This window comes from Nocardioides psychrotolerans, assembly GCF_900113685.1.
GTDB lineage: Bacteria > Actinomycetota > Actinomycetes > Propionibacteriales > Nocardioidaceae > Nocardioides > Nocardioides psychrotolerans.
Map to the genome: position 1 here is coordinate 75,235 of NZ_FOQG01000005.1, position 26,984 is coordinate 102,218.

The following is a 26,984-nucleotide window of genomic DNA, read 5'->3' on the forward strand; positions in this document are numbered from 1 at the left end:
TCGGGGCTCTTGGTGATCGTGGGGGTGCCGACGCTCAGCTCAGGAGCATTCCCGCGTCGGCGGGCACGCTCACGGGGTCGCCGGGGATGATCGTCATGCCGCCGAGCTCGACGATCGGGGTGGTGTAGGTCGCCTTGGTGCCGCCGGTGGTGCCGTCGGCCGTGACCTTCAGCTCGGGTGCCGACGTCACCTCCAGCACGTTGTTGCCGGCGAGCTGCAGCGAGGCGGTGCTGCCCGTGACGGTGCTGACCACGTTGCGACCCCCGTTGGGGCGACCATTGGCGAGCAGCTCGGTCTTCTGGCTCACCGAGGCCGTGCCCGGGAGGTTGACGAGCCCGCCCGCGAGACCCGAGACCCCCAGGACGCTCACGTCGGCGGTCGAGACGCTCGACTGGCTGACCGGCACGTTGGCGCCCAGGCAGGTGCCGTCCGCGGCGAAGCGGGCCTGGGCGGAGGAGTTGGAGACCCCGAGGTCGAGCACACCCGGGATGGTGAGCGGGACCGTCCCCGCGACGATCGAGTCGGTGGCGGGTGCCGGGTTGTCCGGCGGTGCGACCTGCGTCGCCTCGGAGAGGATGTTGAGCGGGACGGCCGTCAGGGCCGTGCCCTCGAGGTTGCGCGACTCGGCCGTCGAGCGCGGGTTGGTGGCGTTGAGGGTCCCCTCGACCTGGCCGAGGATGACCTCGGCGGCCGAGGCCACGAGCGGGACACTGAGGACGGTGACGTGGAGGACCTCACCGGTGGCTGCGGTCGTGGCGCCGGCCGGCACGGGCAGCGTGGCGGCCGAGGCGGGCGCCGCGAGCGGCACGGAGACGAGGGAGAACAGGGCGAGGGTCGAGAGACTGACCGTCGCCCCGAGAGGGCGCGGGATCTTCATGGGTGACTCCGAGGGGGCGGGGGCGGGGATATGGACGCTCACCGGCCGGCTCGCACGTGGCGAGAGGCGGAGGGAGCGTTCCGAGGGCTTCCGAGAAGGAAAGGGATCGCGGGTGCCCGATCGTGGAGGAAGCAGGCGCGAGGGTTGGTGTCCCCATGACGCCGAGGAGGCCGTACCCCCCTGGCATGGGATATACGGAGATCAAGGTAAAGATGGCTACTGGTTCAGACCGGTGCCGGTTGGACGCCCGCACGAAGCGCGGCGTAGGCTGGGGGGTGCGCTAGAGGTCTGCCTTGGTCCCAGACAGAGTGGACTCTCGCTCACTGACGATGTCAGCCGGGTTCCGCCGGCACGACGCTCGATCCCATCGGAACGTGAAACCGACCTCCGCGCGCGCCCGCACGACATCTGCCCACCAAGGAATTCTTTCCCTTATGACGAGCACCATCATCCAGCCGGACTATGACGCACCGCAGGTCGCGATCAACGACATCGGGTCCGAGGCTGACTTCCTGGCCGCCATCGACGCCACGATCAAGTACTTCAACGACGGCGACATCGTCTCCGGCACCATCGTGAAGGTCGACCGCGACGAGGTCCTCCTGGACATCGGCTACAAGACCGAGGGTGTCATCCCCTCGCGCGAGCTCTCGATCAAGCACGACGTCGACCCCTCTGAGGTCGTCTCTGTCGGCGACGAGGTCGAGGCCCTGGTCCTCCAGAAGGAGGACAAGGAAGGCCGCCTGATCCTGTCCAAGAAGCGCGCCCAGTACGAGCGCGCCTGGGGCACCATCGAGCAGGTCAAGGAGGAGGACGGCGTCGTCGAGGGCACCGTCATCGAGGTCGTCAAGGGCGGCCTCATCATCGACATCGGCCTGCGCGGCTTCCTGCCCGCCTCGCTGGTCGAGATGCGCCGCGTGCGCGACCTGCAGCCCTACGTGGGGCAGGTCCTCGAGGCCAAGATCATCGAGCTCGACAAGAACCGCAACAACGTGGTCCTGTCGCGCCGGGCCTGGCTCGAGCAGACCCAGTCCGAGGTGCGCCACGGCTTCCTGACCCAGCTCCAGAAGGGTCAGATCCGCAAGGGTGTCGTGTCCTCCATCGTCAACTTCGGTGCGTTCGTGGACCTCGGCGGCGTCGACGGTCTCGTCCACGTCTCGGAGCTGTCCTGGAAGCACATCGACCACCCCTCCGAGGTCGTCACCGTGGGCGACGAGGTCACCGTCGAGGTCCTCGACGTCGACATGGATCGCGAGCGCGTCTCGCTGTCGCTCAAGGCCACGCAGGAAGACCCCTGGCAGCACTTCGCCCGCACCCACCAGATGGGCCAGATCGTGCCGGGCAAGGTCACCAAGCTGGTGCCCTTCGGTTCGTTCGTGCGCGTCGAGGAGGGCATCGAGGGCCTGGTGCACATCTCCGAGCTGGCCGAGCGCCACGTGGAGATCCCCGAGCAGGTCGTCCAGGTCAACGACGACGTCATGGTCAAGATCATCGACATCGACCTCGAGCGTCGCCGCATCTCGCTGTCGCTCAAGCAGGCCAACGAGACCGCGACCGCGGCCGACGTCGAGGAGTTCGACCCCACGCTCTACGGCATGGCGGCGACCTACGACGACCAGGGCAACTACGTCTACCCCGACGGCTTCGACCCCGAGACGGGCGAGTGGCTCGAGGGCTTCGACGAGCAGCGTGCCGTCTGGGAGGAGCAGTACGCCAAGGCGCACGCTCGCTGGGAGGCGCACGTCAAGCAGCAGGCCGAGGCCAAGCAGGCTGACGTCGAGGCCGGCGAGGCCACGACGTACTCCTCCGGCGGCGACGTCGACACCGAGGAGGGCGGCGCTTCCGAGGGCGGCTCGCTCGCCTCGGACGAGGCGCTGCAGGCTCTGCGCGAGAAGCTGACCGGCGGCCAGGCCTGATCGCCTAGCCCCACCGCAGCGCGAAGGCCCGGCTCCCCGCGAGGGGGGCCGGGCCTTCGGCGTGCGGGAGCGAGGGGGCTCAGGATGCACGGTCGAACGACGATCGCGCCGACGGCGGCAGGAAGTCGGGGTCGACGCGGTGGGAGCGTGGCGGGCGCGCGGACCCGTCGTGGAGGACGGAGCGGAGCGTCGCGACCAGCGCGGCGACCGAGAGGGCCAGGACTGCGATCATGAGGGTCATGGCAGTAATCATGCATGCAACGAATTAATGCCACTAGTGGCAGATAAGACCCGTCCGATCGATTTCCTGCCAACTCACCGCTAGGGTCGGGTCATGCAGAGCGTCGCGGTGATCGTGCAGGACGGGGCCGAGCCGTTCGGGCTCGGCTCCCTCGTCGAGGTGTGGGGCGAGCCCTACCACCCCGAGGACGACAACCCCGTGTTCGACTTCCGGGTGTGCACCCCCCGTCCCGGGCGGGTGCGGGGCCGGGGCGGCTTCGACCTGCACGTCGACCGCGGGCTGGAGGCGACCGAGGACGCCGACCTGGTCTGCTTCTCGCCACGCTCCGACTTCCTCGACTTCGACCCCGCGGTGCTCGACGTCGCGCGCGCCGCCCACGACCGGGGGGCGATCGTCTACGCCCACTGCAGCGCGGCGTTCATGCTCGCCGAGGCCGGCCTGCTCGAGGGCAAGGAGTGCACGACGCACTGGCGCTACACCGACCTGATGGCCCAGCGCTACCCGGGTGCGATCGTGCGCCCAGACGTCCTCTACGTCCAGGCCGGAAACGTCCTCACCGGCGCGGGCAGTGCGGCCGGCATCGACGCCTCGCTCCACCTAGTGCGCCAGACCTTCGGCGCGCGCGTCGCGGCCACCACGGCCCGCCGGATCGTGGTCCCGCCCCACCGCGACGGTGGCCAGGCCCAGTTCATCGCCCGGCAGGTGGTCGACTACCAGGCCGAGACCCTGGGTGCTGTCCTGTCGTGGGCCCAGGAGAACCTCGCCGAACCGCTCGACGTGGACACCCTCGCCCGCAAGGCCCACATGTCGCCGCGCACCTTCGCCCGACGCTTCCGCGACGAGACCGGCACGACCCCGCACGCGTGGGTGACGTCGCAGCGGTTGCACCTGGCGGAGGAGATGCTCGAGCGCACCGACAACTCCGTGGACCAGATCGCCGATGCCGTGGGATTCGGCAACGCCGCCACCCTCCGGCACCACTTCAGTCGTGTGCGCGGGGTCAGTCCGCAGCAGTACCGTCGCCAGTTCGCCTGCTGAGCTGGTCGCGACGCACCTTGCCGGTCAGGGTGCGCGGCAGCTCGTCGAGCCGGACCCAGGTCTTGGGCCGCTTCGGTGGCGCCAGGCGCTCGCGCGCGTAGGCGTCCAGCTGAGCCTCGCTCGCCTTGCCGACGACGGCGGCGCACACGCGCTGGCCCCAGGTGTCGTCCGGCAGGGCGAAGACGGCGACGTCGTCGACGCCGGGGTGCTCGCCGAGCACCAGCTCGACCTCCAGGGGGTAGACGTTGACGCCGCCGCTGATGATCAGGTCCTCGCGGCGACCGTCGAGGTAGAGGTACCCCTGGTCGTCGAGGCGACCGTGGTCGCCCACGGAGAAGGCGCTATGCCCGTCCGGGAGCTCGCGCCAGGCAGCGGCGGTCTTGATGGGATCGCGGAAGTAGGTGAAGCGCGCATGCGACGGCACGACGCACCAGATCGTGCCGTCGTCGTCGACCGAGAGCTGGCGACCGGGTCGCGCGCGACCCACGGTGCCGGGGTGCTCGAGCCACTCCTCGCTCCGGCAGGCGGTGAACTGACCCTCGGTGGAGCCGTAGAACTCCCAGGTGGAGCCTGCCGGGAAGTCTGCGACCAGCCGGCGCTTCACGTCCGGTGGGCACGGGGCGCCGGCGTGGGCGACCAGCCGGAAGCAGGACAGGTCAGGCGCGCCGACGTCGTCCCAGTAGGCGTTGAGCCGCTGCAGGTGGGTCGGCACGCAGAACATCGAGGTCGGTCGGTCGCGCTCGATCGCGGCGGTGACGGTGGCCGGGTCGAACGGTCCGGGGGCGACCACCCGGCCACCCGCGAGCGTCGTACCGAGGGCGAAGCGCAGGGGCGCGGAGTGGTAGAGCGGGCTCAGCACCAGGTGGACGTCGTCGCCCCGGAAGCCCCACAGGTCACGCTCCTCGGCGACCAGCGCTGCTGCGGCCTCGTCGTCGAGCAACCCGCTGAAGACGCCCTTGGGAGTGCCGGTGGTGCCGCTGGTGACGTGCATCGGGCGGGCACGGGGCAGGCCGCGGTCCCCGGTTGCCAGCTCCTGGAGCGTGGCCTCGTCCTCGACCACCAGGTCGGGGGCGAGTTGGGTCAGGATCCGCTCGCGCTCGTACGTCGTCAGGCGCGGATCCAGCGGGATCGGGATGATCGCTCGGGCCAGTAGCGAGTGGACCGCAGCGAGGTAGTCGAGCGAGCCCGGGACCAGGAGAGCGACCCGGGAGCCCTCGCCGAGGAGTGCGTCGGTCATGGGGCCAGTTCTACTACGGTGACGCCATGAGGGTGGGACTGACTGGTGGGGTCGCGTCGGGCAAGAGCACGGTCTCGGCGATGCTCGCCGAGCTCGGCGCCGTGGTGATCGACGCGGACAAGCTCGCCCGCGAGGTCGTCGCGCGCGGCACTCCTGGGCTGACGTCGGTCGTGGAGGCGTTCGGTGCCGAGCTGCTGACAGCCGAGGGCGACCTCGACCGGCCGGCGATGGGGGCCGTGGTCTTCAACGACGAGCAGCAGCGGCGCACCCTCGAGGGCATCATCCATCCGCTGGTGTTCGAGCGGATCGTGGCGCTCGAGGAGGCGGCGCCCAGGGACGCCCTCGTGGTCCACGACATCCCGCTGCTGGCGGAGTCGGGTCGTGCCGACACCTTCGACGCCGTGGTCGTCGTCGACGTCCCGACCCAGCTCCAGGTCGAGAGGATGCTGCGGGACCGGGGTTGGACCCAGCAGGACGCCGAGTCGCGGATCGCAGCCCAGGCCACGCGCGAGGACCGGCTCTCGATCGCCACCCACGTGATCGACAACAGTGGCAGCCTCGCGGACCTGCGGGTGCGCGTCGGCGAGGTCTACGCCGAGCTCACTGCCGGGCTCACCGCCGGGCTCACAGCTCCCGGGTCATGAACGTGCTCTGGGGGTCCGCAGCGTAGTCGCCGAACGGCTCGCACTCGACGAAGCCGTGGCGCGCGTAGAGCATGCGGGCCGGCGCGAAGAAGTCGAACGACCCGGTCTCGAGGCTGATCCGTGAGAAGCCGGCGGCGCGTGCCTCGTCGAGCAGGTGGACCAGGAGCCGCTGGGCGATGCCCTCGCGGGTGCGGTGGGCCGCGGTGCGCATCGACTTGAGCTCGACGTGGAGCGGTGTGAGCGCCTTGAGGGCGCAGCAGCCGACCAGCTCAGCGTCGTCGTGGGCCGACCAGAAGCGCACGTCCGGGGAGCGCAGCCCGTCGAGGTCCAGGGCGTGGCTGCTGCCGGGAGGGGTCACGGCCCGCAGCTGGGCGACGTGGTCCTCGAGGAAGGCCACGATCGTGGTACCCCGCAGGTCGTCGGGCTCGATCCTCACCCTACGAAGGCTAGCCAGGGCGGGACGAGAACGACCGAGCCCCCACCGCGTGGGGCAGGGGCTCGGTCGTCGTGATGCCAGATCAGGCGGCGAGGTCCGGGTCGCCGAGACGGCGCAGCTTCTGCAGCGCCTCCCGCTCGAGCTGACGCACGCGCTCGGCGGAGATGCCGTGCTTGACGCCGATGTCGGCCAGCTTGTGCTGACGTCCGTCGGCGAGGCCGTAGCGCGCGCGGATGATGTCGGCGGCCCGGTCGTCGAGCTGCCCGACCAGCGAGTTGAGCCGGTCGCGGGCCTCGACGTCGAGCACCGTGAGGTCGGGACCCGGGGCCGTCTCCTGGGCCATCAGGTCACCGAGGGAGGTGTCGCCGTCCTCGTCGACGGGGGAGTCGAGGCTGACGTGCTCGCGTCCCCACGCCATCAGGTCGAGCACCCGGTCGAGCTCCATGCCGAGCTCGATCGCGATCTCCTGCGGGTCGGGGTCGCGGCCCAGCTGGCGCTCGAGCGTGCGACGGGCGCCGCCCACCTGGTTGAGCTCCTCGACCACGTGGACGGGGAGGCGCACGACACGGGCCTGCTGCGCGATGCCGCGCGTAATGGCCTGACGCACCCACCAGGTCGCGTAGGTGGAGAACTTGTAGCCCTTGGTGTAGTCGAACTTCTCAACCGCACGGATCAGGCCGGTGTTGCCCTCCTGGATCAGGTCGAGCATGGGCATCTGCGCCCGGCCGTACTTGCGGGCGATCGAGACGACCAGCCGCAGGTTGGCGGAGATGAACAGGTCGACGGCGTTGCGACCCTCCTCCGCCATCCACTCGAGCTCCTCCAGCGTGGCGGAGCCCGGGGCTCCGCCCTTGCGGCGACCGACGCGACCCTCGGCGATGAGGGCCTCGGCCATGAGGCCGACCTCGATCGTCTTGGACAGCTCGACCTCGGAGGCCGCGTCGAGCAGAGGAGTGCGCGCGATCTCGTCGAGGTAGAGCCCGACGCTGTCGCGTCCCTCGATCTCGCGGGTGACCGTAGTGGTCCGTGCAGCCATGGGGACCCTCCTCACTTGCGGGGTGACCTGGCACCCTGCATTAATCCCAAACGCCCGTGGGGGACAGAGGATTCCCGGTCCCTTTGTAGAGCCTTCGGTATGAAGGACGCTTTGGATTGCCCCGGAGTTGCTGAACCGTCAACTTCTCAGGGACTTCTCAGCAGTACCCCGCAACGCGGTCAGGCAAGCGCCATCTTGTCGAGGATCCACGCGAGCGAGAACGCCCGGTCGTGCCAGGCTTTGTAGCGCCCCGACACCCCGCCGTGACCGGCCGACATCTCGGTGCGCAGCAGCACGTCCGCCTCGGTCGCCGTGGCCCGCAGCCGGGCGACCCACTTGGCGGGCTCGACGTAGAGGACGCGGGTGTCGTTGAAGGAGGTCTCCGCGAGGATCGGCGGGTAGCGCTTGGCCGCCACGTTGTCGTAGGGCGCGTAGGAGGCGATGTAGTCGTAGACCTCGGCGTCCGCCTCGGGGTTGCCCCACTCGTCGTACTCGGTCACCGTCAGCGGCAGCGTCGCGTCGAGCATCGAGGTCAGGTTGTCGACGAACGGCACTCCGGCGACGACGCCGCCGAACTGCTCCGGTGCCTGGTTGGCGATCGCTCCCATCAGCAGGCCGCCGGCGCTCGCGCCCTCCGCGATCGTCTGCTGCGGCGTGGTCCACCCGGTCTCGACCAGGTGCCGCGCGCAGGCCACGAAGTCGGAGAACGTGTTGGTCTTGTGCAGCATCTTGCCGCCGTCGTACCAGCGTCGGCCCATCTCGCCGCCACCGCGCACGTGGGCGATCGCGAAGGCCGCGCCCCGGTCGAGCAGGGAGAGCCGGGCGATGGAGAAGTAGGGGTCGATCGAGGCCTCGTAGGCGCCGTAGCCGTAGAGCAGCACCGGGATCGGACCGGCCTCGTGCAGGCCCTTGCGGGCGACGATCGAGATCGGGACCCGCTCGCCGTCGTCGGCCGTGGCCCACAGCCGGTGCTCCTCGTAGTCGGCCGGGTCGTAGCCGCCGAGCACGGGCGCGCGGCGCAGCAGGGTGAGCTCGCGCGTGCGCACGTCGTAGTCGTAGACCGACGAGGGGATCGCCATCGTCGTGTAGCCCAGCCGCACCACCGGCTGTGCGAAGGTCGGGTTGCCCCCCGAGCCGACGGTGTAGACCGGCTCGTCGAACTCCACGAGGTAGTCGTCGGTGACGCCCGCGTCCCCGAGCTCGAGGATGCGCAGCTGGGTCAGGCCCTGGCTGCGCTGGTGCACGACGAGGTGGCCAGCGAAGGCATCGACGTCCTCCAGGCGTACGGCGGGGTCGTGGGCGACCAGCGGCTCCCAGCCGTCCGACGCGGTGGGCTCGGCGGGGGTCACGGCCAGCTCGAAGTCGGCGCCGGTCGCGTTGTGCAGCACGAGGAACCGGTCCTGGCCGCCGATGACGGCGTGGTCGAGGGAGTACTCCACGCCCTCGACGCGCGGGCAGAAGACCCGGAAGCCGAGATCGGGGGCGTCCGCGTCGAAGACGTGCCACTCGGAGGTGATCTTGGAGCCGATCGCGATCACCAGGAAGCGGTCGCTGCGGGTGCGGCCCAGGCCGACGTTGAAGCGTCCGTCGGGCTCGTGCAGGACCAGCTCGTCGGACGCCTGGTCGGAGCCGATCGCGTGGCGCCAGATCTTGTCGGCACGCCAGGACTCGTCGACCGTGGAGTAGTAGACCGATCCGCCGTCACGGTCCCAGGTGACGCCGCCGAGCACCCCGGTGATGACGTCCTCGAGCAGCTCGCCCGTGGCGAGGTCCTTGAAGCGCACGGTGTAGCGCTCGTCGCCGACGGTGTCGGTGGCGTAGGCCAGGCACATCCCGTCGGGTCGCATGCTCGACCCGCCGAGCGAGAAGAAGTCGTGGCCCTCGGCCAGCTCGTTGAGGTCGAGCAGGACCTCCTCGCCGGGCAGCGCCGGCTCGTCGGCCGACGAGTCCTCCGCCGGGGTCGGCGGGGTCCAGTCATCAGGTCCGGCGACCGGCACGCGGCAGCTGGCGCCGTACTCGCGACCTTCGAAGGAGCGCGCGTAGTACCAGTGGTCGCGGTTGCGCGTCGGCACCGAGAGGTCGGTCTCGAGGGTGCGCGCCTTGATCTCGTCGAAGAGCGTCTGGCGCAGGTCGGCGAGGTGCGCGGTGCGCTCCTGGGTCCACGTGTTCTCGGCCTCCAGGTAGGCGACCGTCTCCGGCGACTCCTTGTCACGCAACCAGTCGTAGGCATCGACACGGGTGCGTCCGTGGTGCTCGGTCGTGACGGGACGGGCGGTGGCGAGGGGTGCGACGGGCTGTGACATGTCGTGAACGCTATCCACCCCCTCCACCACGGTGGTGAGAGAGTCGCACCGTGGGTGAGCCCGGGGACCAGCAGCGCGTCGTCGACCTCAACGCCGACCTCGGCGAGGAGGTCACCGACGACGTCGCCCTGCTGGGGGTCGTGACCAGCGCCAACGTCGCCTGCGGCTACCACGCCGGGAGCGCCGCCATCATGCGCGCGGTGTGCGCGGAGGCCGCTCGCCGAGGGGTCTCGGTCGGCGCCCAGGTGTCCTACGCCGACCGCGAGGGCTTCGGTCGTCGGCGCACCGACGTCGAGGGCCAGGTCCTGCGCGAGCAGGTCGCCGACCAGGTGGGCGTTCTCGGCGAGATCGCCCTCGCGGAGGGGACGCAGGTGCGCTACCTCAAGCCCCACGGCGCGCTCTATCACCGCGTGCTCGACGACGTGGAGCAGGCCGGCGCCGTGCTGGCCGGGTCGGGCGCGTTGCCGGTCCTCGGGATGGACGGCGTGCTGCTGGCGCTCGCCGCGGACGCCGGACGCGGGGTGTGGCACGAGGGCTTCCCCGATCGCGCCTACGACGAGACGGGTCGGCTGGTCGCACGCGACCGACTCCGTGCCGTCCTCGACGACCCCGGGGCGATCACCGAGCAGGCGCTGGCAATGGCGCCCCGCGTCGACTCGTTGTGTCTCCACGGCGACGAGCCCGGGGCGGTCGCGAACGCTCACGCCGTACGACGGGCGCTCGAGGCGGCCGGCTGGGTGCTGCGCGGGCTGTGACCTCCTGTCCACAGATCTCGCCCGGACCTGTGGAGATCCTCGAAAATCTGTGCACTCGCGGGCCTCTTCTGTGGAGGAGCCTGTGGGACCAGAAGTTTGTCGCAGAAACCTCCGTGGTGCTCTTGCGCGGGTCGTGCGCCGACACGTAGAACTCTCCTTACCAGATCGGCGCGGACCGCAAGGGAGGCAACGGACTGGGGATCGGACAAGGCTCGAAGACCCACACCGCGAGGCAACTCGAGGCGTCGGCCCGGTGACGGGGGCGGCGGGGGCGGAGAGCCCGTCATGATCGGCCGGGCGTCACCGTTTCCGGTCAAGCCGAGGGCCTCTTGATGCTCATACCACCAAGAGGTCCTCACCCTATTTCGGCCATGGCCCCTCGCGCCCACCGGCAGACTGGTCCCGTGCACCTGCGTCCCTTCGGCCCTCACGCCCTGCTGGCGGAGGTCGCCGACGCGTCCGCAGCCCTGGCGTTGGCGACCTGGGCCCGCACGGTCGGGATCGCGGCGGGCGAGGTCGTGCCGGCCGCCCGCACGGTCCTGTTCGACGGGCTGGCGACCGCGGCGGTCGAAGACCTGCGCGACCGGCTCTTGACCTGGACCCCCGACGCCGTCGCCCCCGACATCGCCCCCGACATCGTGGCCGGCAGACCGGTGGGGCCGGTGGGGCCGGTGGGGCCGGTCGTCGAGGTGCCCGTGGTCTATGACGGCGCCGATCTCGCCTACATCGCCGAGCAGTGGGGCACCGACGTCGAGGGGGTGGTCGCCCGGCACATCGGAACTGCCTTCACCTCGGCCTTCTGCGGCTTCGCTCCGGGCTTCGCCTACCTGGCCGGTCTGCCCTCGGAGCCGGCGGTGCCGCGGCTGGACTCTCCGCGCGCCGCGGTGCCTGCCGGGGCGGTGGCGCTGGCCGGCTCGTGGTGCGGCGTCTACCCCACGGCGTCGCCCGGCGGGTGGCGTCTGCTCGGTCGCACGGACGTGGTGCTCTGGGACGCCACCCGCACGGACCCGGCGCTGCTCCCGCCCGGCACCCGGGTGCGGTTCGTGCGCGCGTGAGCCTCCACGTCCTCGCCTCCGGCACGCTCACCACCGTCCAGGACCTCGGTCGTCCAGGCCTGGCTCACCTCGGCGTCCCGCGCGCCGGGGCGCTCGACCCGCCGGCAGCTGCCCTCGCCAACCGGCTGGTCGGCAACGACCCCGACGCCGCGGTGCTGGAGGTGACGCTGGGCGGACTCGTCGTCACGACCGACGTCGGGGCGTGGGTCGCCGTGACCGGCGCCGTGTGCCCCATCGAGGTCGACGGCGCCCCACGCGGCCAGGCCCGACCCGAGTGGCTCGCCCCCGGCTCCCGCCTGCGCCTCGGTACGACGAGCAGCGGGGTCCGCAGCTATCTCGCGGTCGGCGGCGGCATCGCGGTCGAGCCCGTGCTGGGCTCTCGCGCGACCGACACGCTCGCGTGGGTCGGCCCGCCCCGCGTCGAGCCGGGCACCCGGCTGCCGGTCGGGCCGCTGGTGCGGCGACCGGCCCCGCACGACACCCCACGGCCGCCCCGCGCCGGTGCGCTGCGGGTGCACCCCGGACCGCGGGCCGACTGGTTCGTGCCCCGCGCCCTGACGACCCTGTGCGGATCGACGTACGAGGTGGGCAGCGCGAGCAACCGGATCGGGCTGCGGCTGGAGGGCCCGGCGCTCGAGCGGGTGCGCGACGGCGAGCTGCCCAGCGAGGGCCTGGTGCTGGGTGCCGTGCAGGTGCCGCCGGACGGGCAGCCCGTGGTGCTCCTGGCCGACCACCCCCCGACGGGTGGCTATCCGGTGCTTGCGGTCGTCGAGGAGGCCGACCTGTGGCAGTGCGCGCAGCTCCGGCCCGGGGAGACGGTGCGGTTCACGCCCGCCTGAGGAACTCCACCGACGCCTCCACCGGGCTGAAGCCGATCTGCTCGTTGATCGAGATCATCCAGCCGTTGGTCTCGCCGTTCTGCGTCACGACCCGTCGGATCTGAGAGCGCTGCTCCTGCATCGCCCGCAGGTTGGCGGTCTTGACGGCCAGCCCGAGCCGGTGGCCCCGGTGCTCGCGGTGCACGAAGGTGCCCCACTGGAAGGCATCAGTGCCCTCGACAGGGACCTGGAGCGTCGACTGTGCCGCGACGAGCCCCTCGGGGGTGACCGCGACGGTCTCGAACGTCTCACGGGCCATCGCCTTGGACATCGCGTAACGCTCGGCGAGCCGCTCGGGCGTCATGACCTCCTCCTCGTAGTCGACGTCGCCGGTGGGGGCGTCGACCGCGAGCTGGCCGAGCAGCACGCACAGTGACTCCGCGAGCTCGCCGGGGAAGTGGCCGACGTAGGTCTCGAGGCGGTAGCCGGCCGACTTCTCGGCCGCCAGGTCGGCCCAGTCCTGGAGCCGGACCTCCTCGACGGGCAGCGGCAGGTGCCGCACGACCTCGATGTTGGACTGGGTGAAGCCGTGACGCTCGGCGAACGACCGGTAGGGATGCTCGGCCAGCTGCTCGAAGGGGATCTTCGCGTCCGAGCAGATCACGGTGCGGCCGTCGGCCTCGGCGATCTCGACCAGCCGGGCGAGGAGCGCGGTGCCAACACCGCGGCGTCGGTGGTCGGGGTCGACGACGACCTCCAGCCAGGCCTTGTCGGTGTTGTCGAGGAGGAACAGGTAGGCGATGCCGACGCCGACCAGCGTCTCGTCCACGAAGACCCCGAGGTGCTCCGCGCGCTCGCCGCTGTCCGGGGCGCGCGCCGCCTCGACCCACTCCGTGAGGGTCCACCGGGGCATGCCGTCGCGACCGTGCTGCTCGCCACGGTCGACCACCCGGTGCACGTGGCGCATCAGGTCGTCGTCGTGGATGTCGAGCACTCGCAGGTCCATGCGTCGCAGGCTAGGCCCGCCGGGGTCTGCACCGCGACCGAGTTTTCAGGCGTCGTGTTCGGGGAGTGGCAGTCGCCACGGCGCCAGGTCGGGGTCGTCGATGGGGTAGGACCGCACCGGTCCGGGCGGTGTCTGCGCGGTCTCGAACCGCACGGTGACCACGCCGCGACCCGAGCCCCACACCCAGCCCCGCCCCATCGCTGCGTGCACGACGTCCATCCCCGGCGCCCACGTCGTACGACGAGACGTGGGCGCCTCGATCATCGGTAGGTCGTCGTCGGCAGGGGCCCCGGGGTCGGACTCGCCGAAGAGGTCGTCCTGGATCCAGTCGGCCAGGCCGGAGACGCCGACCCCGAGCAGCCGGACCCCGCCGGAGGTGTCCAGGTCGGCGAGCAGGGCGCGGGCCAGGCGGGCGATCGTGGCGGTCGCGTCGGTGGGGGAGCTGAGGGTGCTGGAGCGGCTCAGGGTGGTGAAGTCGTGGAGCCGGACCTTGATCGAGATCGTGCGGCCCGAGAGCCCGTGCTTGCGCAGCCGGGCGGCGACCTCGCCGGCCTGCCGGGTGAGCAGCCCCTCCATCAGCCTGCGGTCGGTCAGGTCGGTCTCGTAGGTGCCTTCCACGCTCACCGACTTGGCCTCGCGCTCGGAGACGACTGGGCGGTCGTCCAGGGCGCGGGCGAGGTGCCACAGGCCGGAGCCGTGCGCCTTGCCGACCAGGCGCACCAGCTCGTCGAGGTCCACCGCCTCGAGGTCGGCGACGGTGCGGAGGCCGGCCCGACGCAGCCGCTCGTCGGTGGCCGGACCGACGCCCGGGATCACGCTCACGGCCATCGGGCGCAGCAGGTCCCGTTCGGTGCCGGGCGGCACCACGGTCAGTCCGTCGGGCTTGTCGAGCTCGCTGGCCACCTTGGCGATGAACTTCGACGTGCCGAGCCCCACCGACGCGGTCAGGCCGTGGGTCACCTCGTGCACGCGCTGGCGGAGCTCCTCGGCGAAGGCCGTCACGGTGGTGAGCTCGAGGTCGGGCAGGTCGGCTCGCGCGAGGTCGACGAAGGCCTCGTCGAGGGAGAGTGGCTCGACCAGCGGGGAGACCGAGCGCAGCAGCCCCATCACCGCGGCGCTGGCCTCGCGGTAGGCCGGGAAGCGTCCGCCCAGGAATGCCGCGTGGGGGCACCGCGACCGCGCCTCGCGCGTCGACATCGCCGAGCGCACGCCGTACTGGCGGGCCTCGTAGGACGCCGTCGCGACCACACCCCGGCCGCCGACCCCGCCGACGACGACGGGCTTGCCGCGCAGTGAGGGCTTGTCGCGTTGCTCCACAGCGGCGAAGAAGGCGTCGAGGTCCAGGTGGAGGACCGAGGCCTGGGCGCGCACCAACGCAACGTACCCGCGGTCATCCACAGGCTGCGAAGTGCCAGGGGTGGGTCCGGTCGCTCGGGGGGACGGGTTGTGCATGAGACCTCACGATCTGACCCCGATGACCGCCCGCTGCCCCGACGACCTGCTGGCCATGGTGGCGGTGACGCTCGGCTTCACCCCCACCGACTCCGTGGCGATGCTGACCTTCGGTGTCACCCATCCCTTCCACGCACGTGTGGACCTGCCCGACGGCAAGGACGACGTGCCGGACGTTGTCGAGTGCCTGGTGGACCCGGCGGTGCGCAACGGCGTGCGCCGGGTCGTCCTGGTCCTCTTCTCCGAGGACGAGGCGATGGCCGGCCGGGTCTGGCGCGCCCTGCGCGACGGCTTCCGTGACGCGGGCATCGTCGTGCTGGAGGCGCTGCGCGCCGACGGACGACGCTGGTTCCCGCTGCTCGGGGGTGACCGCCTCGCAGCCGACCTCGGCATGCCCTACGACGTCAACGCGCACCCGTTCGTCGTCCAGGCCGTGCTGTGCGGCCGCGTCACGCTGGCCGACCGCGCCGAGCTGGCCCGCACGCTGCTCCCGGTGCCGGCGCGGGTCGGCGAGGTGGCCGCCGCGCTCGAGCTGCAGCCCCTCCGCTGGGGTCGCGACGACCCGCCCGAGGGCGACGTGATCCTGGCGGAGGGGGAGTGGACCGAGCTGCTGGTCGAGCACCTGGTCGCGCGGGGGAGCGCGCCGGAGGCCGACATCGTGGCACGGCTGCTGCGTGGCCTGGTGCTGCTGCGGGTGCGCGACGCCGCCTGGGCGACGATCACGGCCGACAGCGCCGAGGAGCATGTCGCGTGGTGGAGCGACCTGCTGCGCCGCACGCCGCCGGAGCTCGCGGCCCCCGCGGCGACGCTCCTCGCCTGGTCGGCCTGGCAGGCAGGTCACGGCGCCCTGGCCTGGTGCGCCCTCGACGTGGCCTTCGCGGCCGAGCCCGACTACACCCTCGCCACCACCCTCGCCGAGCTGCTCACCGCCGCGGTCCCGCCCTCGGCCTGGGCGGAGATGGGCCCGATGGACTGGCGGCTGGGTCTGCACAGGGTCGCCTGATCAGGGCCGCCTGAGCGGAGCTGGGTCTAGGCTCCCCGGCATGGGAGAAGAGGTCGACGCACAGGAGTTCACCCGGGCCGACCGCACGCGTCACCGCGAGAAGGTGCGGCGCAACCTCGACGTCTTCGCACGGATGCTGCGCGAGGCCGCGTTCGACACCGATGACCCGATGACCGGCCTCGAGGTGGAGCTCAACCTCGTCGACGAGCTCGGCGATCCGGCGCTGCGCAATGCCGAGGTGCTCGAGGCGATCGCCGACCCCGGCTTCCAGACCGAGCTCGGTCAGTTCAACATCGAGATCAACGTGCCGCCCGCGCGACTGCGCGAGGGTGGGCTCACGACCTTCGAGGACACGCTGCGGCGCAGCCTCAACAACGCCCAGACCAAGTCCACCGAGGTAGGCGCGCACCTGGTCATGATCGGCATCCTGCCCACCCTGGCCGAGGGCCACATGGGGCGGGACTCGATCAGCGGCAACCCGCGCTACCGGTTGCTCAGCGAGCAGATCCTCGACGCCCGCGGAGAGGACATCACGATCAACATCGGGGGTCACGAGCGTCTCGAGACCACCGCCGACTCGATCGTGCCCGAGGCGGCCTGCACGAGCGCGCAGCTCCACGTGCAGACCTCGCCCGACCAGTTCGCCGACTACTGGAACGCCTCGCAGGCGATCTCGGCCATCCAGCTCGCGGTCGGGGCCAACTCGCCCTACCTGCTCGGCAAGGAGCTGTGGAGCGAGACCCGGATCCCGCTGTTCGAGCAGGCCACCGACACCCGCAGCGAGGAGCTCAAGTCCCAGGGCGTGCGCCCGCGCGTGTGGTTCGGCGAGCGGTGGATCACCTCGGTCTTCGACCTCTTCGAGGAGAACGTCCGCTACTTCCCGGCGCTGCTGCCGATCACCGACCAGGAGGACCCGCTCGAGGTCCTCGAGGCGGGCGGCACGCCCACGCTGTCGGAGCTGCGGCTGCACAACGGGACGATCTACCGCTGGAACAGGCCCGTCTACGACGTCAACGCCGGCGTCCCGCACCTGCGCGTCGAGAACCGGGTGCTCGCGGCCGGTCCGACCGTCGTCGACACGATCGCCAACGCCGCCTTCTACTTCGGCCTGGTGCGCGCCCTCGCCGAGAGCGAGCGGCCGCTGTGGTCGCAGATGTCCTTCAGCGCGGCCGAGGAGAACTTCCACGTCGCCGCCCGGCAAGGCATCGACGCGCAGATCTACTGGCCCGGCGTCGGCCAGGTGCAGGCCACCGAGCTGGTGCTGCGCCGGCTGCTGCCGCTGGCTCAGGAGGGGCTCGAGGCCTGGGGTGCCACGGCCCAAGAGATCGACCGGATGCTCGGCATCATCGAGCAGCGGTGCCTGACGGGTCGCAACGGTGCCGAGTGGTTCACCCGGCAGATGCACCAGCGCACCGACCAGGACCGCTACGACGCCCTGCGGGCGGTGCTGCTCGACTATGCCGAGCGCATGCACACCAACGAGCCTGTCCACACCTGGTAGCGCCCCCGGCTCGGCGCTCGGCGCTCGGCGTTCGGGCTCAGCGCCCGCGCAGCCGCTGCCACCGGTGCGTGGCTCCGCTGCGCGGGTCACGCCAGCCCTGTCGGGTGACGACGACCATGGTCAGCGCCAGCCCTGCCTCTGCGTAGGCCGCGCGCGCGGCGGCCAGCCAGGCCAGGTCGACGTCCTCCGGCTCGAGGTCGCCCGAGCGGGTGAGCCAGACCAGCGGAGGTGGCCCGGGGCGGAGGGCTCGTCGTACGAGTGCGGCGACGAGGTCGCAGCGCAGCCCGTGGTCGGTGTGCTCACCGCGCCGCAGGCCCAGCACCGCCACCTCGCCGCCGGGGACGCCGACGTGGAGCAGCGGCTCGAAAATCCGACGGTGCTCGTGGGAGGCGTGGTCGAGCACGGCGCGCCGCAGCGCGCGGTGCGCGGACGCGCTGACGGGCTGATGCAGTCCTTCGGCCACAGCGGCAGCGTGTCGCATTCAAGGCGTCGACCGCTCCGGCCCTCCACAGGCTCCCGCGGCACCGCCGGTTGGGCTAGGTTCGGGGCATGGGAAAAGTCGTGGTCGGTTATGTGCCCAAGCCCGAGGGTGAAGCTGCTCTCGCCCGAGCGATCGCCGAGGCGCAGCTGCGAGGCTCGGACCTGGTGGTCGTCAACTCGCACCGCGGGGGTGCCGGCTTCGACAAGGAAGCCTCGTCGCAGGCTGACGCCGAGATGGACGCGGTCCGCGCCAAGCTCGACGCCGCGGGGGTTGCCTTCGAGATCCGTCAGCTCGTGCGCGGCTTCGAGCCTGCCGAGGACCTGATCAGCATCGCCGAGGCCAACTCCGCCGAGCTGATCGTCATCGGCCTGCGTCGTCGCACCCCGGTGGGCAAGCTGATCCTCGGCTCCAACGCGCAGCGCGTGCTCCTCGACGCCCACTGCCCGGTGCTCGCGGTCAAGGCCGACTGAGCCCCTTCGCGACCGCTCCTGCCTCGATCAGGGCGAGCACCTCGGTGGTCGGCCGCACGTCACCGAACGAGCGATAGAGCGTGTGCAGCGTCGCGTTGTGGTCCTGGTCGCGCATCGCCGCGCACCCGTCGGCTACCACCACCACGCGGTAGCCCAGGGTGCTCGCGTCCCGTGCCGTCGATTCGACGCACACGTTGGTCACCGTCCCCGTGAGGAGGACCGTGTCGATGTCCCGCTCCTCGAGCAGCCCCGGCAGCGGGCTGTGCCCGGGGAAGAACGCACTCGGGGCGGTCTTCTCCACCCACAGGTCGGTGGTCTCCGCGTCGAGCCCCGACCACAGCCGGTCGGCCATGGCACCCTGGCCGCCCGAGGCGTCGTAGAGGCGGGCGACCTCGGGGCCGTAGAAATCCTCGGAGACCTGCAGCCTCGTGCTCGGCAGGACCCACGCGACCGTCCCGCCCGCCGACCGCAGGGCCGTGGCGAGGGCATTGACCTGCGGCACGATGCCACGGCAGTAGTCGTTGGCCTCGACGAAGAAGTCGACGACGTCGACCACCACCAGCGCCGTACGACGTGGGTCCAGCCACTCGTAGGCGTGCCGTCGTCCTCGACGTTGCTCCTGGCGGGAGTACTCCCGCTCCTCGATGTGCCACGCGTGCAGGCGACCGGTCATCGCGTCAGGCTAGAGGCGCCTTGGTCCGATCGCGGTTGCGCCACGGGTCGCAGGTAGCGCCTTCGGATCCCAGCTGTCCTGCATGCTTGCGACATGGCCATCCACATCACCGGCGACGACGCCGCCGACCAGGTCCTCACCGACAACCCGTTCGCGCTGCTGGTCGGGATGATGCTCGACCAGCAGTACCCCATGGAGCACGCGTTCCGTGGACCCGCCAAGGTGTTGGAGCGTCTCGGCGCGATGGATCCCGAGACCGTCGCCGCCGCCGATCCCCAGGAGTTCGCAGAGCTGTGTGCCACCACGCCCGCGGTGCATCGCTTCCCGGGGTCGATGGCCGAGCGCATGCAGGAGCTTGCGGCGCTCGTCTGCGGTCAGTACGACGGGAGCACCGAGCGCCTCTGGACCGAGGCGACCGACGCCCAGGACCTGATGAAGCGGCTCCTCGAGCTGCCCGGCTTCGGCAAGCAGAAGGCGCGGATCTTCATGTCGCTGCTGGCCAAGCAGCTCGACGTGCGTCCCGAGGGCTGGGAGGCGATCGCGGGCGACTACGCGTTGGAGGGCTACCGCTCTGTCGCCGACGTGGTCGACCCGGCATCGCTGCAGAAGGTGCGCGCCCACAAGAAGGAGATGAAGGCCCTCGCCAAAGAAGCCACGGGAGACAAGGCGACCTGACCCGGCGGTGCTCAGCCCTGCGGGTGAGCCGCTTTCGGGGCGGAGTGTCCGTTGCCGCCGGCGCCGTGGCAGAATGACGACGCGGCTCTTGACGTTACCGGGCCGAGCCGCGCCCAATGCCAGTCTGACGAGAGGTGTTCGTGTCTTCGAACGCGCGCAAGATCCCCGCTGACGTGCTGTCCCACCCCGCTGTGGAGGCGCTGTTCCTGCAGGCTGCCCCGACCGGGAGCGTGACCCCCGAGCAGGTGAGGAGGGCAAGTGAGGACGCGGCCGTCGAGCCGCGTCACCTCAAGGCCCTCCTGGCCCACCTGAGCGGCCTCGGCATCTCGGTGGCGCTGCCCGTAGCCTCGGCCCGCGTGGCCGCCGCCGCGAGCACACGGAAGACCACGACCGCGGCGGCCAAGAAGGCGCCGGCCAAGAAGGCTGCTGCCGCCAAGACGGCGGAACCGGCCGAAGAGGCCAAGGCCCCCGCTCCCGCCAAGAAGGCTGCCGCGGTGAAGGCGCCCGCCAAGACCGCCGCCAAGACCGCCGCCAAGCCTGCCGCCAAGACCGCCGCCAAGAAGACCGCGGCGAAGAAGACCGCAGGGGCGGTGGTCGAGGTCGACGCTGCTGCGGTCGTCATCGGCCCTGACGGCAAGAAGATCCTCCCCGACATCCCCGACGACCAGTTCGAGAAGGACGTCAAGACCGACCCGACGATCGTCGAGGACGAGAAGTCCGCAACGTTCATCGTCTCCGCGGCCGACGACACCGACGAGCCCGAGCAGCAGGTCATGGTCGCCGGTGCGACCGCCGACCCGGTCAAGGACTACCTCAAGCAGATCGGCAAGGTGCCCCTCCTCAACGCCGAGATGGAGGTCGAGCTCGCCAAGCGCATCGAGGCCGGCCTCTTCTCCGAGGAGAAGCTCAACAAGGGCGGCAAGATCACGCCCAAGATCCTCGAGGAGCTCGGGTGGATCTCCGAGGACGGCCGCCGCGCCAAGAACCACCTCCTCGAGGCCAACTTGCGACTCGTGGTCTCGCTGGCCAAGCGCTACACCGGCCGCGGCATGCTGTTCCTCGACCTGATCCAGGAGGGCAACCTCGGTCTGATCCGCGCGGTGGAGAAGTTCGACTACACCAAGGGCTACAAGTTCTCCACCTACGCGACCTGGTGGATCCGTCAGGCGATCACCCGTGCCATGGCCGACCAGGCCCGCACCATCCGCATCCCCGTGCACATGGTCGAGGTCATCAACAAGCTCGCCCGCGTCCAGCGCCAGATGCTGCAGGACCTGGGTCGCGAGCCCACGCCCGAGGAGCTCGCCAAGGAGCTCGACATGACCCCGGAAAAGGTCATCGAGGTCCAGAAGTACGGCCGCGAGCCCATCTCGCTGCACACGCCCCTCGGCGAGGACGGCGACTCCGAGTTCGGTGACCTCATCGAGGACTCCGAGGCCATCGTGCCCGCCGATGCCGTGTCCTTCACGCTCCTCCAGGAGCAGCTGCACGCGGTCCTCGACACGCTCTCCGAGCGCGAGGCCGGCGTGGTCTCGATGCGCTTCGGCCTCACCGACGGTCAGCCCAAGACACTGGACGAGATCGGCAAGGTCTACGGCGTGACCCGCGAGCGGATCCGCCAGATCGAGTCCAAGACCATGTCCAAGCTGCGTCACCCGTCGCGCTCGCAGGTCCTGCGCGACTACCTCGACTGATCCTTGGTGACCGACCTCGCCGGGGGTGGGGTCGTCCACCTCGACTCCGCCGCCGCCGGGCGCATGGCACCGGGGACTATCGAGGCCATCCGTGCGCACCTCCACCGTGAGGCCCTGCGTGGTGCCTACGTCGCCGAGGAGGAGGCAGGCGAGGGCCTCACCGGCCTCCGGCGTGACCTGGCCGGGCTCTTCGGGGTGCCGGACGACGGTGTCGCTCTCGTCGAGAGCGGTACGACGGCGCTCCAGGCGCTGATCGACTCCTGGCCCCTGCGCCCCGGCGACCGCGTGGGGATCGCCCCCTCGGAGTGGGGTCCCAACCTCGAGGCCTTCGAGGCAGCGGGCGCCGTGTGCGTGCCGCTGGCCGTCGACGCCGACGGGGCCGTCGACACCGAAGCCCTCCGGGTCGACCTGGAGGGTCTCGCGCTCACCCTCGTGCACGTCGACCAGGTCACCTCGCACCGGAGCCTGGTCCAGCCGGTCGCCGAGCTCGTGGCTGCCTGCACGCCAGCCGGGGTGCCCGTGTGGGTCGACGCGGCCCAGGCCCTCGGGCACCGTGAGCTGTCGGCGGGAGTCGCGGCGGCCTACGCCACGAGCCGCAAGTGGCTGCGCGGCCCACGCGGGGTCGGGATGCTCGCGGTCGCCTCCGAGCACTGGGACCGGCTGCGGGTGCGACCCCAGCGCAAGCACCCTGGTGCGGGACCCGTCCGGCTCCTGGAGTCGGGGGAGAGCAACGTGGCCGGCAGGATCGGACTGGCTGTTGCCGTGCGGGACTATCTCGCAGCCGGTCCGCGCGAGGTGGAGTCCGGCCTGGACCTGGTGGGGGACCTGACCCGCGAGCACCTCGCTGACGTGCCCGGCTGGAGCGTCGTCCTCGGGCGGGGTGCGATCACCGCGCTGCGACCCACAGCCGGCCAGGACGTCAGCGACGTGCGCCAGCGACTGCTCGACCAGCACGGCATCCTGACCACGGCATCGCTGCCCTGGCGGGCGCCACGAGACCCGGTCGAGCCGACCCTCCGCCTCAGCCCGCACCTCGACTGCACCCTCGAAGACCTGGCTCGGGTCGCTGCGGCGCTCCGCTGAGGACCCCTTCGGCTGCGTTGCCACTTCTGACGGTTCCGTGAACAACCCGTTCGGGTGCTTGGGTCCGTCGGTCCCGTCGGGTAAGCATGGACCTGCACATCGAGGACGGCCGATCCTGGCCGCCCCCGCACCGACCCGCGGTCGACTCGTCGACCGGTCCGGACCTGGAGGGGGCGGAATGACCGCCGAGACAGTCACAGCGCCCACGGACGTGGAAGACGTCCTGGACACCACCGACCCGGTGGCGGCAGCAACGGCGTACGTCGCAGCCGGGGCGCTGAGCCACGGCACCGACCGTCGTGTCGGCCTCGAGCTCGAGCTGCACCTCGTGAACCTCGCGACCCCGGCCCGTCGCCCTTCGTGGGCGGAGGTGCAGGCCCTGATGGCCGACCTGCCGTCGATGCCGTCCGGCAGCACGGTCACGCTCGAGCCCGGCGCCCAGGTCGAGCTCTCGACACCACCTCGTGACGACGTGTCGGCTGCGGTCGCGGCGTTGAGAGCGGACCGCGAGGTGCTCCGACGAGCGCTGGGCGAGGCGGGCTACGGGGCAGCACCGCTGGGGGCCGACCCCGCTCGTGAGGTGCGTCGCTGCAACCCTGCCCCTCGCTACGCCGCGATGGAGCAGCACTTCGAGGCCCGGGGCTGCGGCTCACCGGCGCGCGCGATGATGTCGGCCACCGCCGCGCTGCAGGTCAACCTCGACGCCGGTCCCGCGGCCAGCTGGTCGGCCCGGGTCGAGCTGATCCGCTCGCTGGTCCCGATGTTCGTCGCAGCCTCCGCCACCTCGCCCTACCTCGGCGGCCGGGCCTCGGGCTGGCACTCGATGCGACAGGAGACCTGGCACGGCATCGACCACGGGCGCAGCGACCCGATCCCGGTGGGGGAGCCGACGGTCGCGTGGGCGCTGTACGCGCTCAACGCCCCGGTGATGCTGCTGCGCGGCGACGAGGGCATGACGCCGGTCCAGACGCTGGTGTCCTTCGGTGACTGGCTGCGCGAGCCGGACCGGTTGGGGCGGCGGGCCTCCCAGGCGGACCTGGACTACCACCTGACGACGCTCTTCCCGCCGGTGCGCCCGCGGGGCTATGTCGAGATCCGCTGCATCGACGCCCTGCCTGATCGTTGGTGGCCGGCGCTCGCCGGGCTCGCGGTCACCCTGGTCGACGACCCCGAGGCCGCGGACCTGGCGGCCGACCTGTGCGCGCCCGTCGCCCACGCGTGGGAGGCGGCCGCGCGCCACGGCCTGGCTGATCCCGCCCTGCGCCGGGCCGTGACCGGCTGCGCCGAGGTGGCTGCCCGCCTCGGGCCGCACGACCTGCGCAGCGAGCTCGAGGCCTTCGCCGAGCTGGTCGCCTCGGGCCGCACGCCCGCCGACGAGATCCGGTCGAGGGCCGAGAGCCGCGGCCCCCTGCGCGTCCTCGAGGAGGAAGCCCATGCGTGAGATCGTCGCCGGCGGCCTGGAAGCCGCCCGCACCCGCACCGCCCACCTGACCGACATCGACGAGGCGGAGCTGATCGCCCAGCACAGCCCGCTGATGAGCTCGCTGGTCTGGGACCTCGCCCACATCGGGCAGCAGGAGGACCTCTGGCTCCTGCGGGGCGGACAGGCCGCGACCCAGGGCGTCCTCGCCGCCGACGTCGAGAAGCTCTACGACGCCTTCGAGCACCCGCGCGCCCGTCGCGTGAGCCTGCCGCTGCTGACCGCCCGCGAGGCGCGAGGCTTCCTCGCCGACGTACGCGGCCGGGTGCTGGACGGCCTGGAGCGGGCCGACGAGCAGGAGCTCTTCGCCTACGTGATGGTCGAGCAGCACGAGCAGCAGCACGTGGAGACCATGCTTGCCACGCACCAGCTGCGCGACGGTGAGCCGGTGCTCGGTCACGGGACGCCGCTCCCGCCCGGACGGCCTGTCCCGGCCGACGCGGTGCTGGTGCCCGCGGGTCCGTTCACGATGGGCGTCGACGTCGAGCAGGAGCCGTGGTCGCTCGACAACGAGCGCCCTGCCCACGAGGTCGACCTGCCGGCCTTCCGGATCGCCCGGGTGCCCGTCACCAACGCCGAGTGGCAGCGGTTCATCGACGCCGGCGGCTACGAGGACCCGGCCTGGTGGTCGCCCCGCGGCTGGGAGCACCGCCTCGAGGCCGGGCTGGAGCGTCCGTTGTTCTGGTCGGCCGACGGCTCGCGACGACGCTTCGGCATCGTCGAGGACATCCCCGCCGACGAGCCCGTGCAGCACATCTGCTTCTTCGAGGCCGAGGCCTACGTCACCTGGGCCGGCGCACGGCTGCCCACCGAGCAGGAGTGGGAGAAAGCCTGCACGTGGGACCCCGTCGCCGGTCGCCGTCGCCGGTGGCCCTGGGGGGAGACCGAGTGGACGCCCGCGCTCGCCAACCTCGGCGGCGACGCCCTCCGCCCGGCGCCGATCGGCGCCTACGAGGCCGGCGCGTCGTCGTACGGCGTCGAGCAGCTGATCGGGGACGTCTGGGAGTGGACGTCCTCGGGCTTCGACCCGTGGCCGGGCTTCTCCACGATGCTCTACGCCGACTACAGCGCGCCGTTCTTCGGCGGCGACTACCGGGTGCTGCGCGGGGGAGCGTGGTCGGTCGGCGGGTCTGCGATCCGACCGTCCTTCCGCAACTGGGACCACCCCGTCCGGCGCCAGATCTTCTGCGGCCTGAGGCTGGCCTGGGATGTGTAGGCACCTCGCCTGGCTCGGCGAGTCGCGCAGCATCGCAGCCCTGGTGCTGGAGCCGTCCCACGGGCTGCTGCGCCAGTCCTACCAGCCGCGACGCCAGCAGCGCGGGCTGCTCAACGCCGACGGCTGGGGCGTCGGCTTCCTCGTCCCCGGGCAGGCCGAGCCCGTGCGATGGCGATCGGCGCGGCCGCTGTGGAGCGACGCGTCGTTCGCCTCCGTCGCGCCCGTCCTCGCCTCCGGCGCCGTCCTGGCGGCGGTGCGCTCGGCCACCGAGGGCATGCCGATGGACGAGAGCGCCGCGGCGCCGTTCACCGACGGCCGCACGCTGCTCTCGCACAACGGTCGCGTGGACCGATCCGTCCTGCCGCTGCGTCACGGCGCCGAGTCGGTCTGCGACTCGGCCGTGCTCGCCGCGCACGTGCTCGCGGCCGGCACCGCGACGGCGGAGTCGGTCGGTCGCACCGTCCTCGACGTCGCGCGTCTCGACCCGACCGCGACCCTCAACCTGCTCCTGCACCACGGCGACCGGGTGACGGCGGTGAGCTGGGGCGATCCCCTGAGCTACCTCGTCGAGCCCGACGGTGTCGTCGTCGCCAGCGAGCCCTGGGACAACGACCCTCGGTGGGTCGACGTCCCCGACCACCACCTGCTGGAGGTGACCTCGGACGGGGTCGCCGTGACCACCCTGGAGACCCGATGAGCCTCACCGACATGGACGTGCACCTCGACCCGAGCAGCCTCGTGACCCAGATGGCACAGGAGGTCCGAGCCGGGCTCAGCACCCGCCCCCTGACCCTGCCGCCCAAGTACTTCTACGACGCCCACGGCAGCGACCTCTTCGACCAGATCACCCGCCTCGAGGAGTACTACCCCACCCGCACCGAGCGTTCGATCCTCGAGGAGCGGGTCGCCGAGATCGCCGAGGTCACCGGCGCGGAAACGCTGGTGGAGCTCGGCAGCGGCACCTCGGAGAAGACCCGACTGCTGCTGAGCACCCTGCGCGAGGCCGGCACGCTGACCCGCTTCGTGCCCTTCGACGTCGACCCCGCGATCCTCACGCTCGCCAGCGAGCAGGTGGCCGCCGAGTTCCCCGGGCTCGTCGTCCAGCCCGTCGTCGGCGACTTCGAGCGCCACCTCGGCAAGCTGCCCCGGGGCCCGCGCCGGTTGCTCGCCTTTCTCGGCTCCACGATCGGCAACCTCGACCCCGACCAGCGCGCGGTCCTCCTGCGCGACGTGCGGGGCACGTTGGGCGAGGGCGACTTCTTCCTGCTCGGCACGGACCTGGTGAAGTCCCCCGAGCGTCTCGTCGCGGCGTACGACGACGCGCTGGGCGTGACGGCCGCCTTCAACAAGAACGTCCTCACCGTCCTCGATCGCGAGCTCGACGCCGACTTCGACCTGGACACCTTCCAGCACGTCGCGGTGTGGAACGAGGCCGACGAGTGGATCGAGATGCGGCTGCGCTCCACCGAGGCCCAGCGGGTCCACGTGCGCGGGCTCGAGATCGAGGTGGAGCTGGCGCGAGGGGAGGAGATCCGCACCGAGATCTCCGCCAAGTTCCGCCGGGAGGGCGTCACGGCCGAGCTCGCCGGAGCGGGCCTGGAGCTGACGCACTGGTGGACCGATCCGGCCGGTGACTTCGCTCTCTCGCTGTCGCGGCCGACCTGAGATCTGCGGGCGGATCCCCCAGCCCGGACACGGCCTTCCCAGCAGGATCACGCTGATCACGGGTGATGCTCACCCGTCGCGGGTGCTCGCCGGAACGTCCCGGGGGCCGCAGTTGCTGGCCCCGGGCCACTGTCATTTCCTCCCGGGACGGGGCACCGTGGAGGTCGACCGGTCGTCGGTTGCAACCATCCGGGGCCCGGTCGCATCTACCTGGGCAACACCAAGCACC

The 26,984-nt window shown here is 71.5% G+C and carries 26 protein-coding genes; 16 read left to right on the forward strand and 10 right to left on the reverse strand.

The features are described 5' to 3' along the window. Positions 1-34: 34 nt before the first annotated feature. The gene (locus BM204_RS07810; RefSeq protein ID WP_091111822.1) at positions 35-877 is read right to left on the reverse strand and encodes a hypothetical protein; all 843 of its coding nucleotides are present in this window, start codon (positions 875-877) and stop codon (positions 35-37) included. A 434-nt stretch (positions 878-1,311) separates the two neighbouring features. Here BM204_RS07810 and rpsA point away from each other — a divergent pair, with 434 nt between their 5' ends. After that, on the forward strand, positions 1,312-2,793 hold the full coding sequence (gene rpsA, locus BM204_RS07815) for a 30S ribosomal protein S1 (protein ID WP_091111824.1): 1,482 nt from the start codon (positions 1,312-1,314) through the stop codon (positions 2,791-2,793). Between the two features lie 79 nt (positions 2,794-2,872). On the opposite strand, the gene BM204_RS22595 is transcribed toward rpsA, so the two are convergent. Next, positions 2,873-3,034 (reverse strand): hypothetical protein, encoded by a 162-nt coding sequence (locus tag BM204_RS22595; RefSeq protein WP_170259083.1) that lies wholly within the window; start codon positions 3,032-3,034, stop codon positions 2,873-2,875. Between the two features lie 93 nt (positions 3,035-3,127). Here BM204_RS22595 and BM204_RS07820 point away from each other — a divergent pair, with 93 nt between their 5' ends. Beyond that, positions 3,128-4,072, forward strand: coding sequence for a GlxA family transcriptional regulator (locus BM204_RS07820; RefSeq protein WP_091111826.1), 945 nt, complete (start codon positions 3,128-3,130; stop codon positions 4,070-4,072). On the opposite strand, the gene BM204_RS07825 is transcribed toward BM204_RS07820, so the two are convergent. Then, positions 4,035-5,309 (reverse strand): class I adenylate-forming enzyme family protein, encoded by a 1,275-nt coding sequence (locus BM204_RS07825; RefSeq protein WP_091111827.1) that lies wholly within the window; start codon positions 5,307-5,309, stop codon positions 4,035-4,037. The two genes, BM204_RS07820 and BM204_RS07825, sit on opposite strands and share 38 nt — an antisense overlap. Before the next feature lie 26 nt (positions 5,310-5,335). On the opposite strand from BM204_RS07825, the gene coaE reads away from it, so the two are divergent. Continuing rightward, positions 5,336-5,953, forward strand: a complete 618-nt coding sequence (gene coaE / locus BM204_RS07830; protein WP_091111829.1) for a dephospho-CoA kinase — start codon at positions 5,336-5,338, stop codon at positions 5,951-5,953. Here the strand turns inward: coaE and BM204_RS07835 are convergent. The 3 genes from BM204_RS07835 to BM204_RS07845 all read right to left on the reverse strand — a co-directional run bounded on the left by BM204_RS07835 (position 5,934) and on the right by BM204_RS07845 (position 9,728). Beyond that, positions 5,934-6,389, reverse strand: a complete 456-nt coding sequence (locus BM204_RS07835; protein WP_091111831.1) for a GNAT family N-acetyltransferase — start codon at positions 6,387-6,389, stop codon at positions 5,934-5,936. The two genes, coaE and BM204_RS07835, sit on opposite strands and share 20 nt — an antisense overlap. 82 nt (positions 6,390-6,471) lie before the next feature. After that, positions 6,472-7,425 (reverse strand): sigma-70 family RNA polymerase sigma factor, encoded by a 954-nt coding sequence (locus tag BM204_RS07840; protein WP_091111832.1) that lies wholly within the window; start codon positions 7,423-7,425, stop codon positions 6,472-6,474. 179 nt (positions 7,426-7,604) lie between these two features. Beyond that, positions 7,605-9,728 (reverse strand): S9 family peptidase, encoded by a 2,124-nt coding sequence (locus tag BM204_RS07845; protein WP_091111834.1) that lies wholly within the window; start codon positions 9,726-9,728, stop codon positions 7,605-7,607. Positions 9,729-9,778: 50 nt separating this feature from the next. Between BM204_RS07845 and BM204_RS07850 the strand changes: the two genes are divergently transcribed. From BM204_RS07850 to BM204_RS07860, 3 genes are all read left to right on the forward strand, one after another. Then, positions 9,779-10,483 (forward strand): 5-oxoprolinase subunit PxpA, encoded by a 705-nt coding sequence (locus tag BM204_RS07850; protein ID WP_091111836.1) that lies wholly within the window; start codon positions 9,779-9,781, stop codon positions 10,481-10,483. 404 nt (positions 10,484-10,887) lie between these two features. Beyond that, positions 10,888-11,538 (forward strand): 5-oxoprolinase subunit B family protein, encoded by a 651-nt coding sequence (locus BM204_RS22955; RefSeq protein WP_246165967.1) that lies wholly within the window; start codon positions 10,888-10,890, stop codon positions 11,536-11,538. Beyond that, on the forward strand, positions 11,535-12,377 hold the full coding sequence (locus BM204_RS07860; protein ID WP_218031143.1) for a 5-oxoprolinase subunit C family protein: 843 nt from the start codon (positions 11,535-11,537) through the stop codon (positions 12,375-12,377). The genes BM204_RS22955 and BM204_RS07860 overlap by 4 nt, the downstream gene beginning before the upstream one ends. On the opposite strand, the gene BM204_RS07865 is transcribed toward BM204_RS07860, so the two are convergent. Continuing rightward, positions 12,364-13,362: a GNAT family N-acetyltransferase gene (locus BM204_RS07865; protein WP_091111839.1), complete on the reverse strand. Its 999-nt coding sequence runs from the start codon at positions 13,360-13,362 to the stop codon at positions 12,364-12,366. The genes BM204_RS07860 and BM204_RS07865 overlap by 14 nt on opposite strands. A 45-nt stretch (positions 13,363-13,407) precedes the next feature. Continuing rightward, on the reverse strand, positions 13,408-14,733 hold the full coding sequence (locus BM204_RS07870; protein WP_091111840.1) for a DNA polymerase IV: 1,326 nt from the start codon (positions 14,731-14,733) through the stop codon (positions 13,408-13,410). Positions 14,734-14,812: 79 nt separating this feature from the next. On the opposite strand from BM204_RS07870, the gene BM204_RS07875 reads away from it, so the two are divergent. Both BM204_RS07875 and BM204_RS07880 read left to right on the forward strand, forming a co-directional pair. Then, positions 14,813-15,817 (forward strand): DUF4192 domain-containing protein, encoded by a 1,005-nt coding sequence (locus tag BM204_RS07875; RefSeq protein ID WP_091111842.1) that lies wholly within the window; start codon positions 14,813-14,815, stop codon positions 15,815-15,817. Between the two features lie 40 nt (positions 15,818-15,857). Beyond that, a complete protein-coding gene (locus BM204_RS07880; protein ID WP_091111844.1) occupies positions 15,858-17,318 on the forward strand; it encodes a glutamate-cysteine ligase family protein in 1,461 nt (486 codons plus the stop codon). Between the two features lie 37 nt (positions 17,319-17,355). Here BM204_RS07880 and BM204_RS07885 read toward each other — a convergent pair whose 3' ends face one another. Continuing rightward, the gene (locus BM204_RS07885) at positions 17,356-17,781 is read right to left on the reverse strand and encodes a hypothetical protein (RefSeq protein WP_246165970.1); all 426 of its coding nucleotides are present in this window, start codon (positions 17,779-17,781) and stop codon (positions 17,356-17,358) included. Positions 17,782-17,867: 86 nt separating this feature from the next. Here BM204_RS07885 and BM204_RS07890 point away from each other — a divergent pair, with 86 nt between their 5' ends. Next, positions 17,868-18,269: a universal stress protein gene (locus BM204_RS07890; protein WP_091111845.1), complete on the forward strand. Its 402-nt coding sequence runs from the start codon at positions 17,868-17,870 to the stop codon at positions 18,267-18,269. Here the strand turns inward: BM204_RS07890 and BM204_RS07895 are convergent. Further along, on the reverse strand, positions 18,256-18,942 hold the full coding sequence (locus BM204_RS07895; protein ID WP_091111847.1) for a cysteine hydrolase family protein: 687 nt from the start codon (positions 18,940-18,942) through the stop codon (positions 18,256-18,258). The two genes, BM204_RS07890 and BM204_RS07895, sit on opposite strands and share 14 nt — an antisense overlap. Before the next feature lie 93 nt (positions 18,943-19,035). Here BM204_RS07895 and BM204_RS07900 point away from each other — a divergent pair, with 93 nt between their 5' ends. From BM204_RS07900 to egtD, 7 genes are all read left to right on the forward strand, one after another. After that, positions 19,036-19,617: an HhH-GPD-type base excision DNA repair protein gene (locus tag BM204_RS07900; protein ID WP_091111849.1), complete on the forward strand. Its 582-nt coding sequence runs from the start codon at positions 19,036-19,038 to the stop codon at positions 19,615-19,617. 299 nt (positions 19,618-19,916) lie between these two features. Continuing rightward, positions 19,917-21,311, forward strand: coding sequence for an RNA polymerase sigma factor (locus BM204_RS07905; protein ID WP_371863245.1), 1,395 nt, complete (start codon positions 19,917-19,919; stop codon positions 21,309-21,311). A 6-nt stretch (positions 21,312-21,317) separates the two neighbouring features. After that, complete coding sequence (locus BM204_RS07910) at positions 21,318-22,394, forward strand: aminotransferase class V-fold PLP-dependent enzyme (RefSeq protein ID WP_091111853.1); 1,077 nt, start codon at positions 21,318-21,320, stop codon at positions 22,392-22,394. A 178-nt stretch (positions 22,395-22,572) separates the two neighbouring features. Then, positions 22,573-23,835: an ergothioneine biosynthesis glutamate--cysteine ligase EgtA gene (gene egtA / locus BM204_RS07915; protein ID WP_091111854.1), complete on the forward strand. Its 1,263-nt coding sequence runs from the start codon at positions 22,573-22,575 to the stop codon at positions 23,833-23,835. Further along, positions 23,828-25,090, forward strand: coding sequence for an ergothioneine biosynthesis protein EgtB (gene egtB, locus BM204_RS07920; RefSeq protein ID WP_091111856.1), 1,263 nt, complete (start codon positions 23,828-23,830; stop codon positions 25,088-25,090). The genes egtA and egtB overlap by 8 nt, the downstream gene beginning before the upstream one ends. Beyond that, positions 25,083-25,787 (forward strand): ergothioneine biosynthesis protein EgtC, encoded by a 705-nt coding sequence (gene egtC / locus BM204_RS07925; RefSeq protein ID WP_091111857.1) that lies wholly within the window; start codon positions 25,083-25,085, stop codon positions 25,785-25,787. The genes egtB and egtC overlap by 8 nt, the downstream gene beginning before the upstream one ends. Then, a complete protein-coding gene (gene egtD, locus BM204_RS07930) occupies positions 25,784-26,755 on the forward strand; it encodes an L-histidine N(alpha)-methyltransferase (protein ID WP_091111859.1) in 972 nt (323 codons plus the stop codon). The genes egtC and egtD overlap by 4 nt, the downstream gene beginning before the upstream one ends. Positions 26,756-26,984 lie beyond the last annotated feature (229 nt).

Coding starts and splice junctions, on each gene's coding strand:
- BM204_RS07810 (WP_091111822.1), bottom strand. CDS start 877: ATGAAGATCCCGCGCCCTCTCGGGGCGACGGTCAGTCTCTCGACCCTC.
- rpsA (WP_091111824.1), top strand. CDS start 1,312: ATGACGAGCACCATCATCCAGCCGGACTATGACGCACCGCAGGTCGCG.
- BM204_RS22595 (WP_170259083.1), bottom strand. CDS start 3,034: ATGACCCTCATGATCGCAGTCCTGGCCCTCTCGGTCGCCGCGCTGGTC.
- BM204_RS07820 (WP_091111826.1), top strand. CDS start 3,128: ATGCAGAGCGTCGCGGTGATCGTGCAGGACGGGGCCGAGCCGTTCGGG.
- BM204_RS07825 (WP_091111827.1), bottom strand. CDS start 5,309: ATGACCGACGCACTCCTCGGCGAGGGCTCCCGGGTCGCTCTCCTGGTC.
- coaE (WP_091111829.1), top strand. CDS start 5,336: ATGAGGGTGGGACTGACTGGTGGGGTCGCGTCGGGCAAGAGCACGGTC.
- BM204_RS07840 (WP_091111832.1), bottom strand. CDS start 7,425: ATGGCTGCACGGACCACTACGGTCACCCGCGAGATCGAGGGACGCGAC.
- BM204_RS07845 (WP_091111834.1), bottom strand. CDS start 9,728: ATGTCACAGCCCGTCGCACCCCTCGCCACCGCCCGTCCCGTCACGACC.
- BM204_RS07865 (WP_091111839.1), bottom strand. CDS start 13,362: ATGGACCTGCGAGTGCTCGACATCCACGACGACGACCTGATGCGCCAC.
- BM204_RS07875 (WP_091111842.1), top strand. CDS start 14,813: ATGAGACCTCACGATCTGACCCCGATGACCGCCCGCTGCCCCGACGAC.
- BM204_RS07880 (WP_091111844.1), top strand. CDS start 15,858: ATGGGAGAAGAGGTCGACGCACAGGAGTTCACCCGGGCCGACCGCACG.
- BM204_RS07890 (WP_091111845.1), top strand. CDS start 17,868: ATGGGAAAAGTCGTGGTCGGTTATGTGCCCAAGCCCGAGGGTGAAGCT.
- BM204_RS07895 (WP_091111847.1), bottom strand. CDS start 18,942: ATGACCGGTCGCCTGCACGCGTGGCACATCGAGGAGCGGGAGTACTCC.
- BM204_RS07900 (WP_091111849.1), top strand. CDS start 19,036: ATGGCCATCCACATCACCGGCGACGACGCCGCCGACCAGGTCCTCACC.
- egtA (WP_091111854.1), top strand. CDS start 22,573: ATGACCGCCGAGACAGTCACAGCGCCCACGGACGTGGAAGACGTCCTG.
- egtB (WP_091111856.1), top strand. CDS start 23,828: ATGCGTGAGATCGTCGCCGGCGGCCTGGAAGCCGCCCGCACCCGCACC.
- egtC (WP_091111857.1), top strand. CDS start 25,083: ATGTGTAGGCACCTCGCCTGGCTCGGCGAGTCGCGCAGCATCGCAGCC.
- egtD (WP_091111859.1), top strand. CDS start 25,784: ATGAGCCTCACCGACATGGACGTGCACCTCGACCCGAGCAGCCTCGTG.